Source organism: Xanthobacter pollutisoli (genome assembly GCF_040044995.1).
Classification (GTDB): Bacteria; Pseudomonadota; Alphaproteobacteria; order Rhizobiales; family Xanthobacteraceae; genus Xanthobacter.
In genome coordinates this window covers 1-8650 of the sequence record NZ_JBDZDP010000046.1, presented here as the reverse complement: position 1 = coordinate 8650, position 8650 = coordinate 1, and the positions used below count along the sequence as shown (strand labels likewise).

General features: G+C 68.5%; 10 protein-coding genes. 6 read left to right on the top strand and 4 right to left on the bottom strand.

The genetic code is table 11. The features are described from left to right. Positions 1–355: 355 nt before the first annotated feature. Positions 356–1087, top strand: coding sequence for a class I SAM-dependent methyltransferase (locus ABLE93_RS26355; RefSeq protein ID WP_348842639.1), 732 nt, complete (start codon positions 356–358; stop codon positions 1085–1087). 9 nt (positions 1088–1096) lie between these two features. Here the strand turns inward: ABLE93_RS26355 and ABLE93_RS26350 are convergent, their stop codons facing one another. Beyond that, a complete protein-coding gene (locus tag ABLE93_RS26350) occupies positions 1097–1981 on the bottom strand; it encodes a MipA/OmpV family protein (protein ID WP_348842638.1) in 885 nt (294 codons plus the stop codon). 136 nt (positions 1982–2117) lie between these two features. Here ABLE93_RS26350 and ABLE93_RS26345 point away from each other — a divergent pair, with 136 nt between their 5' ends. Beyond that, positions 2118–3014: a LytTR family DNA-binding domain-containing protein gene (locus tag ABLE93_RS26345; RefSeq protein WP_348842637.1), complete on the top strand. Its 897-nt coding sequence runs from the start codon at positions 2118–2120 to the stop codon at positions 3012–3014. On the opposite strand, the gene metW is transcribed toward ABLE93_RS26345, so the two are convergent. Both metW and metX read right to left on the bottom strand, forming a co-directional pair. Next, positions 2998–3651, bottom strand: coding sequence for a methionine biosynthesis protein MetW (metW, locus tag ABLE93_RS26340; RefSeq protein WP_348842640.1), 654 nt, complete (start codon positions 3649–3651; stop codon positions 2998–3000). The genes ABLE93_RS26345 and metW overlap by 17 nt on opposite strands. A gap of 2 nt (positions 3652–3653) precedes the next feature. Beyond that, positions 3654–4877: a homoserine O-acetyltransferase MetX gene (metX, locus tag ABLE93_RS26335; protein WP_348842636.1), complete on the bottom strand. Its 1224-nt coding sequence runs from the start codon at positions 4875–4877 to the stop codon at positions 3654–3656. 184 nt (positions 4878–5061) lie between these two features. On the opposite strand from metX, the gene ABLE93_RS26330 reads away from it, so the two are divergent. The 4 genes from ABLE93_RS26330 (at position 5062) to ABLE93_RS26315 (ending at position 8413) form a co-directional block, all read left to right on the top strand. Beyond that, on the top strand, positions 5062–5553 hold the full coding sequence (locus ABLE93_RS26330) for a MarR family winged helix-turn-helix transcriptional regulator (RefSeq protein ID WP_348842635.1): 492 nt from the start codon (positions 5062–5064) through the stop codon (positions 5551–5553). A 248-nt stretch (positions 5554–5801) separates the two neighbouring features. Continuing rightward, entirely contained in the window at positions 5802–6554 is a 753-nt protein-coding gene (locus tag ABLE93_RS26325; protein ID WP_348842634.1) for an SDR family NAD(P)-dependent oxidoreductase, read from the top strand. Between the two features lie 11 nt (positions 6555–6565). After that, positions 6566–7462, top strand: a complete 897-nt coding sequence (locus ABLE93_RS26320) for a DMT family transporter (protein ID WP_348842633.1) — start codon at positions 6566–6568, stop codon at positions 7460–7462. An 81-nt stretch (positions 7463–7543) separates the two neighbouring features. Beyond that, positions 7544–8413, top strand: coding sequence for a type 1 glutamine amidotransferase (locus ABLE93_RS26315; RefSeq protein WP_348842632.1), 870 nt, complete (start codon positions 7544–7546; stop codon positions 8411–8413). 8 nt (positions 8414–8421) lie between these two features. Here ABLE93_RS26315 and ABLE93_RS26310 read toward each other — a convergent pair. After that, positions 8422–8650, bottom strand: a 229-nt coding sequence (locus ABLE93_RS26310) for a hypothetical protein (RefSeq protein ID WP_348842631.1), incomplete at its 5' end; no start/stop codon positions are given.

Genomic DNA, 8650 nt, shown 5'->3' with positions numbered 1-8650 from the left:
TGCTCCGCCGAGAGGTCGTCGATCTGCGAAAGCCACGCCATGTAGTCTTGCCGGTCCATCTTCGCCTCCTGCGTGCAGACCGCCAGCCTACCAAATCGGATCATGCATAGCTAATGCGAATTGAGCCCTCTATTAAGACCGGAAGCGGAAGAGCGAGCGGCGCCCGTCCCCGGGCCGGGCGGCTGCCCCCACCCCGGAAGGGGCCAGCCGATCGGGAAGGAAGACGGGCTGCGCATCCGCATGGATGCGGTAGCTTGGCGGGTGCGCCATAAACGGCCCGGGGTGCGTCCGTGCGGATGGCACCCTTTGGGCTGCGCGCATCCGGCGCACCCCGGGCGCCGGGATGAGAGGGGTCATGTTTCTCGACGTCGTCGACCTGCGCAATTTCTACGCTCAGCCGGTGGGAATCATGACCCGTCGGCTGCTCGGCCGCGCCATCCGTGCGCGGTTCGACAACGTCACCGGTATGAGGGTGCTCGGGCTCGGCTATGCGACGCCCTATCTCGGCGTGTTCCGCGAGGAGGCCGAGCGCTGCATCGCGGTGATGCCGGCGGCCCAGGGCGTGGTGCGCTGGCCCTCCGCCGCCCCGACCCTCGCCACCCTCGCCGACGAGACCCTCCTGCCCCTCCCGACGGCGAGCATGGACCGGGTGGTGGCGGTGCACGCCCTGGAGATGACGCCCAACGCCGCCGAGATGCTCAGCGAGGTCTGGCGGGTCCTGGCGCCGGGCGGACGTCTTCTCGCCGTCGTGCCCAACCGGCGGGGCGTGTGGGCGCGGCTCGACACCACCCCGTTCGGCAACGGCCGCCCCTTCTCCCGCGGCCAGGTGGTGCGGCTGCTGCGCGAGGCGCTGTTCACCCCGGTGGGCTGGGACGAGGCGCTCTATGCGCCGCCGAGCCGCTGGTTCCTGCGCACCGCGGTGGCGTGGGAGCGCGTGGGCTCCCGCCTGTCGCTGCCGTTCGCCGGGGCACTGGTGGTGGAGGCCACCAAGCAGCTCTACCGCCCCGTGGCCGTGCGCCGCCCGAGCCGGGTGGCCGAGCCGGCGCTCGAGCCCGTCATGGTGCCGGGGGGCGTGCCGGCGGGATAGGGTCCTCACCTAGAAACGGTAGCCGATCGTCAGCATCCCGGACGGCTGACTCTTGCTCTGGACGATGGGGCTGTCGCCGGCGTCACCGAGGAGATAGCCGAAGCCCGCCTGTCCGCGGACCAGCCATTTGTCGGTCACCATGTAAGTCGCCGCCGCGGTCACGTCGAACCGCTTGAGGCCCGCGCCGAGGCTGTAGATCGGCAGGCCGGACCGCAGCGACTGGAGCGGCGTCACGCCGAAATAGGCCGACATGTAGGTCTCGTCCGACCACGTTGCCGAGATGCCGGCCGTGATCCGGAACCGTTCGTAACTGAAGGACGCATCGGCCCCGAACCGCGCCTGAAGGCCGTCGCTGCCGCCGACGATGCGGTCGAGCGCGGTGTAGAATTCGAGCGGCCCGGCCTGGTAGGCCGCGCGGACGCCGAGCACGGCACCGAAGTCGATGTCGCCAAGCCCCCGCAGATGAGCGGAATCGTCCTTCTGGCGGCCGGTGTCGTAGCCGAGGCGCGCGCTCAGGTGGACGCCGCCGATAGGGCGTAATCCTACCGTGGCGCCACGGGGGTCGAACGTCATCCAGTCGCCGAACGCGGCCGAGACGAACGGCACCGGGCTGACCTCATATTCGTCCGAACCCTCGAACTTGGGGGCGATCAAGGCGCCGCCACCCAGCACGACTTTCCATTCGGCGAGCTTTTCGCCGACGAAGGCGAGACGATCGAGGGTGGGCGCCTGAAACAAGGACGCGGCGGAGGGCTGCGTGGCGTCGGTGGCGGCGAGTTCTGCGCTGAATCCGCGCGCCACCGTCAGCATCAGCGTGCCGATGGCGGCGAGCGGGACAAAGCTGGGACAGCAGGCGGGGAAGGCGCCGGCGGGCGCGGCCTGGGCATCGGGCATAAGGGCTCTTGCTCGTTGCTGCGGGGAGGGGTGGCTCCCGTTTGCCAGCGTCCAACCCGAGCCACGAGGACGGCTTCGCAATTGCGCCAAACTATTCGGCAATCTGTCCCGAACCTGTGGGGCCGGGACCGTCGCGATGCGTGAATTCGCCAGTTTCCAGACGAATCCGTGGATCCGCCAACGGGCCGCCGAGGGTGTTTTCGCCCTGGCACTCAGCCCCGTTTTTGCCTGGATCGGCCCGTTCGACGTGACCGAGCAGGAATTTCTGCCGCGCGCCGGCTACTGGGCCGGGGTGTTGGCCTGCTGGTTCGTGTCGCTGGCCGTCGCCGAGCGCCTGTTCGAGATTCATGGCATCGCCCGCAGGCGGCCCCCACAGTTGCGCTGGCTCGCCGCCGTTGCCGCCACCGCGGCTCCGATCATGATCGTGGTGGCGCCTGCGACCCATATGCTCACCGGCTGGCTGCCCTACCCCACCAAGGTGGTGGCGCTCTATTTCCAGATCATCATCCTCGGCGCCGGCGTGTCCCTGATCGCGCGTGGCACCTTCGGCCTGCAGTCCGAGCCTGCCAAGAGCCGGGAGGCGGATCGGGTGCGCCGCGCTGACGCCGAGGCACCGCTGCAGCCGGCGGACCCTCTCCCCGCCGCGGCCGGCGCGGCCCCGATTGCGCTCGTTGCGCGCCTGCCGCCCGCCGTGCGGGGCGCGCTGGTTGCGGTCGAGATGGAGGATCACTACGCCCGCGTCCACACCGAGCGCGGGTCCGGCCTCGTGCTGCTGCGCCTGTCCGACGCAATCGCCGAGACCCGGCCGACGCCCGGTCGACAGGTGCATCGCTCCTGGTGGGTCGCGGACTCAGCCATCACCAGATTCGAGCGGGCTGGCCGCGCGGGGCGCCTCCATCTCGCCAACGGGGTGAGCGCGCCGGTCTCGCAACGCTATCTGAGGGAGGTCGAGGCGATGCTGTCCGATCGCAGCGGCGGGCCCGCCTTCGACAAACCGCGGCCGGAACCCGCGCGCCTCAGCCCTTCCGCGTAAGCAGGAAGACCGCCTGCTCGCCCAGGAGGTTCCACACCCACCAGGGCATGTTCACCCGCACGCGATGGCCGGAGGAATCCAGCGCCACTGCTTTCTCGATCCGCGCGTCCAGCACCTCCACCAGGGCGACGAAGTCGCGGATGGTGCAGAAGTGGATGTTGGGGGTCTCGTACCAGGCGATGGGCATGTTGTCCGTCACCGGCATGCGACCGTTGACCAGCAGGTCGAGACGCGAGCGCCAGTGGCCGAAATTGGGGAAGGACACCACCGCGCGGCGGCCAATGCGCAGCATCTGCTCCATCACCCAGCGCGGCCGTCGCGTGGCCTGCAGCGTCTGGGACAGGATGACGTAGTCGAAGGCGTCGTCGGGATAATGGGCGAGGTCCACGTCGGCGTCGCCCTGAATCACGGCGAGGCCGCGCGCCACGCCCGCATTCACCCCCTCGCGCGACAGCTCGATGCCGCGGGCGTCGCAGGCCCGGGTGGTGGCAAGCAGCTCCAGCAGCGCGCCGTCGCCGGACCCGACGTCCAGCACGCGGGAGCCGGGCGCCACCATCTCGGCCACCACCACGAGGTCGACGCGGCCGCCCTGCTGGCGCACCACCCCTTCATCCAGCACCGGCTGGCGCAAAGCGATGCTCACGCGCCCCTCCCGGCCGGCAGGCCGAGGGCCCGCGCCGCGCTGTCGAGGAAGCCGCGGGCGATGGCGAACAGCTCCGGCTCGTGCAGCAGGAAGGCGTCATGCCCCTTGTCGCTCTCGATCTCGGTGAAGGAGACGCTCGCGCCCGAGGCGTTGAGCGCATGCACGATGGTGCGCGCCTCCTCGGTGGGAAAGAGCCAGTCCGAGGTGAAGGAGGCGAGGCAGAAGCGCGTCTTCGAGCCGCGGAAGGCGTTGGCGAGAACCCCGCCGTAGTCCGCGGCGAGGTCGAAATAGTCCATGGCGCGCGTCACATAGAGATAGGAATTGGGATCGAACCGCTGGACGAACGACTCCCCCTGGTGGCGCAGATAGCTCTCCACCTGGAAGTCGGCATCGAAGCCGAAGGTGGGCATCTCGCGGTTCTGCAGCCGACGGCCGAATTTCTTGTGCAGCGACTGGTCGGACATATAGGTGATGTGCGCCGCCATGCGCGCCACGGCGAGGCCGCGGTGCGGCGTCACCCCATCTGCCAGATAGCGGCCGCCGCGCCAGTCGGGATCGGCCATCACCGCCTGGCGGCCGACCTCGTGGAAGGCGATGTTCTGCGCCGAATGTCGCGCTCCGGTGGCGATGGGCAGGGCCGAGAACACCCGCTCGGGATAGCTCGCCGCCCATTGCAGCACCTGCATGCCGCCCATGGAGCCGCCGGCGACGCACAGCAGCTTCTCGATGCCGAGATGGTCGAGCAGCATGGCCTGCGCGTTCACCATGTCTCGGATGGTGACGATGGGCATGTCGACGCCATAGGGCCGGCCGGTGGCGGGATTGGTGGACGAGGGGCCCGTCGTCCCCATGCAGCCGCCGAGCACGTTGGAGCAGATGACGAAGAAGCGCTCCGTGTCGATGGGCTTGCCGGGGCCGACCATGGTCTCCCACCAGCCCGGCTTGCCGGTGACGGGATTGAGGCTCGCCGCATGCTGGTCGCCCGTGAGGGCGTGGCAGACGAGGATCGCGTTAGTCCCGGCCGCATTGGGCTCGCCGTAGGTCTGGTAAGCGATCTGAAGGTGCGGCAGGGCGACGCCCGCATCGAGCTTCAGCGGAGCATCGGCGCCGAAGCGCACCACGGAGGAATGCGGATCGTCTGCCTCGCGCCGCGCCTCGGCCACGCTCGGGCCAGTGTCGACGGTCTTCGGGGCAACGTCCGGGCGGACGGAAGAAGTCATGGGCGAACCAAGCGACGCGGCGGCCTCCCTGTCAAGCGCGCCCGGCCGGCCTTAAGGTTTGCGCTCGGGTCGCGCGCGGCACCGTCGCAGCGCACCTTCGCAAAATTGTAAGCCGGCACGTGGATAAGTGTGCGGCGCCGGCGGCCCGTGAGGGGATGCGCGGGTGGCTGGGGCGGGGGATGACATGAAGGATCCGGTTCAGAAGACCATCGGCTACCGGCTGACCCACACGGCACGCCTGCAGAAGGCGCTTTCGGCCCGCCTTCTGGCCGCGCTGGGGCTTTTTCCCGGACAGGAAGCGGTGCTCAAGATGTTGAGCGAGCAGGACGGGCGCACCATGGGCGACCTCGCCACAGCCTTGCGCGTGCGCCCGCCCACCGCCTCCAAGACCATCGCCCGCCTGACCACCCAGGGGCTGGTGGAGCGCCGCGCCACCGACGGCGACGGCCGGCTGGTGCGGGTTTTTCTGACCGACGCCGGCCGCGAGCGCGGCGCCTCCATCGATGGCGTGTGGGACCAGCTTGAGGCCGAGATGGTGACCGGCCTCGACAGCAAGGAACGCAAGCGCCTGCGCAAATTGCTGCGCAAGGTGGAAAAGAACCTGGCCCTGCGCCTCGGTGCCGACGGCGGCCTCGACGACGAGGCGGAGGCGGGCGACGAGGACGAGGACAATTGAGTCCGGGCACGGCGCAGCCAGCATGACGGCACTTCCTCCCTCTTTCTTGGGCGCGACCGTTCCGGCCTTGCGCCGGACGCATGGACAGCTCGCCCGTCCATGCGTCTCACGCGCCACCGTCCCACTTTCCTCCGGGCGGTCCGCGCGCTATGGCTGATTGAAACGATTAAGGCGCCAGAATCGGCGGGTCCGCCACTGGCGTCATCGGCCAACGAATGCCGGCAAGCCGGCGCAGAACGGGGGGAAACATGAGCAACGCCATCGATCTCAAGGACCGTTTCGCCATCGTCACCGGCGGCGCGCAGGGCATCGGCCGCGCGGTGGTGGAGCGCTTCCTCGCCTCCGGCGCCAAGGTCGCCATCTTCGATCGCGACACCGACCTCGTGGTGAAGACCGCCGACGAGCTCGGCCGCGCCCGGGTGACGCCCATGACCGTGGACGTGACCCGCCTCGCCGACGTGGAACGGGCGGTGACGGAGGTGCACGCCGCCTTCGGGCGCATCGACATTCTGGTCAACAACGCGGGCATCGCCGGCGCCAACATGAAGGTCTGGGACTATCCCGAGGAGGAGTGGAAGCGGGTGATGGCCATCAATCTCGACGGCCCCTTCTTCTGCTGCCGGGCGGTGACCCCGCACATGATCGCCCAGCGCTACGGGCGTATCGTGAACGTCGCCTCCATCGCCGGCAAGGAAGGCAATCCCAACGCCTCGGCCTATTCGGCCTCCAAGGCAGGGGTGATCGCGCTCACCAAATCCCTCGGCAAGGAGCTGGCGGAGTACGACATCGCGGTCAATTGCGTGACGCCCGCCGCGGCGCGCACCGCCATTTTCGACCAGATGAGCCAGCAGCATATCGACTACATGCTGTCGAAGATCCCACGCGGGCGCTTCGTGCAGGTGGACGAGGTGGCCGCCACCATCGCCTTCGCCGCCTCGGCCGACTGCTCCTTCACCACGGGCGCGGTCTTCGATCTCTCCGGCGGGCGCGCCACCTACTGAGGGTTCTTCCCATGCGTGCGCCGGAGGGTCCCAAGATCGCGCCGGCGCACGCGCCCTTCATCGGCATCGCCCTCATGTGCCTTGCGGTCATGAGCTTCGCGCTGACCGACACTTTGGCCAAGTGGCTGAGCGGGCACATCAATGTCTTCGTCGTGGTGTGGGCCCGCTACGTCATCCACTTCGCCTTCTCGCTGCTCGTGTTCAATCCCTGGAGCGTGCCCGGGCTGATGCGCACGACGCGGCCGCTGCTGCAGATCGGCCGATCTGCGCTCCTTTTCATGACGACGGCGCTGAACTTCACGGCCCTCCAGTTTCTTCAGCTCGATCAGACCGTCTCCATCATGTTTTCGATCCCCTTCTTCGTCGCCCTGTTCGCCGGGCCGATGCTGGGCGAGCGGGTCGGGGCGAAGCGCTGGATCGCCATCATGGTGGGGTTCAGCGGCATCCTGCTGGTGGTGCGGCCGGGGGCGGGTGGCATCCATCCCGCCGCCATCCTGTGCCTGTGCGCCGCGTGCACCTACGCCCTCTATTCCATCACCACGCGCATGCTGGCGCGCACCGATTCCAGCACCACCACCTTGTTCTATTCCTCCCTTGTGGGGTCGATCGCGGCCAGCCTGCCGTTGCCGTTCGTGTGGGAGACGCCGCACGAACCGCTGGTGTTCGGCGCTATGCTCGGGCTCGGCGGCATCGCAGGCGTCGGACATTTCGTGCTCATCCTCGCCCATGCGCGGGCGCCGGCCGCGACGCTCGCCCCCTACATCTACACTCAGATTCTCAGCATGATCGCCCTGGGCTGGCTGGTGTTCGGACAGGTGCCGAGCCCCTGGACGCTGGCCGGGGCGGCCATCGTCATCGCCTCGGGCGCCTATCTCCTGGTGGTCGAGGCACGCAGCCGGCGCGCCTGAGGGATATTCGGCGAAATCTTCTCGGTTTGGTCAAATTGCTCTTTATGCTGGAGCTTCTTGTTTCCAACCTGCAGGATCATCATGCGCGCCGCTCGTCTTCTTGTCGTCGAGGGAAACACCGCGGAGGCGCGGGCGCGGCAGGTGGCTTTCGGCGGGCAGGCGGCAAGCGAGGGCTACGCCCAGCTGCTGCGCGAACTTTTTCCCGGCCAGGTCACCGTCGACATCTGCTATCCGGCCGATCCGGGCACGAACCTGCCCGATGCCGGCGGCATCGAGGGCTACGACGGCATCGCCATCACCGGCTCGTCACTCAACATCTACAACGGCGGCACGGAGATCTCCCAGCAGATTGAGCTGATGCGCACCGCCTTCACCACCGAGGTGCCCATCTTCGGCAGTTGCTGGGGTTTGCAACTCCTGACGGTCGCGGCCGGCGGTCAGGTGCGGCGCAATCCGCGCGGTCGGGAGGTGGGCTTCGGCCGCCGCATCCGTCTGACACAGGAGGGCGCCGACCATCCGCTCTTTGACGGCAAGCCCGCGGTGTTCGAGGCCATGACCGTGCACCTCGATGAGGTGGAAACCTTGCCGGCGGGCGCGCGGCTTCTCGCCAGCAACGATCATTCGGTGGTCCAGGCCGCCGAAATCCCCGTGGGGCGCACTGTGTGCTGGGGGGTGCAGTATCACCCGGAATATCCTTTCCGCGAGATGGCCGCGATCTTTCGCCGCCTGCGCCCCTCCCTCGTTGCGGAAGGATTTTTCCCGGATGAGGAAGAGGAGGCCGCATTCATTGCCGATCTCGAGCATTTCGAGCGCGAACCCGGCAACGCGGCCCTTGCCTGGCGTCACGGCATTGACGGCGCGGTGATCTCCCGCGACGTGAGGACCCGCGAAATCGCCAACTGGATTACCCACCGCGTCCTTCCGGCCCGCGGGTCACGGGGTCGGGACTGACACCATCTTCAGAGCAGGCTGCGATTCGAGGCGTGGCGCCGCCAGTGCATCTGCGGTGCCGGATGCTTCGCGATTGGCTCGAGCGGAAGCCGGACGATTCGACGCTGGGCCTGACGTTGCCCCCAACTTTTATCCAGCGGTGAGTTCGCTCTGGCGGTGGGGTTTGGCCTGTTCGGCGGTGTGAGCGGCGGGGTCTGGCGCGGAGCTTCTGGCTTGGCGCAGCGGCAGATCCCGTCG

Bases quoted from the DNA above. Each gene is read 5' to 3' on its own strand.
- ABLE93_RS26355 (WP_348842639.1), top strand. From the start codon at position 356: ATGTTTCTCGACGTCGTCGACCTGCGCAATTTCTACGCTCAGCCGGTG.
- ABLE93_RS26350 (WP_348842638.1), bottom strand. From the start codon at position 1,981: ATGCCCGATGCCCAGGCCGCGCCCGCCGGCGCCTTCCCCGCCTGCTGT.
- ABLE93_RS26345 (WP_348842637.1), top strand. From the start codon at position 2,118: ATGCGTGAATTCGCCAGTTTCCAGACGAATCCGTGGATCCGCCAACGG.
- metX (WP_348842636.1), bottom strand. From the start codon at position 4,877: ATGACTTCTTCCGTCCGCCCGGACGTTGCCCCGAAGACCGTCGACACT.
- ABLE93_RS26330 (WP_348842635.1), top strand. From the start codon at position 5,062: ATGAAGGATCCGGTTCAGAAGACCATCGGCTACCGGCTGACCCACACG.
- ABLE93_RS26325 (WP_348842634.1), top strand. From the start codon at position 5,802: ATGAGCAACGCCATCGATCTCAAGGACCGTTTCGCCATCGTCACCGGC.
- ABLE93_RS26320 (WP_348842633.1), top strand. From the start codon at position 6,566: ATGCGTGCGCCGGAGGGTCCCAAGATCGCGCCGGCGCACGCGCCCTTC.
- ABLE93_RS26315 (WP_348842632.1), top strand. From the start codon at position 7,544: ATGCGCGCCGCTCGTCTTCTTGTCGTCGAGGGAAACACCGCGGAGGCG.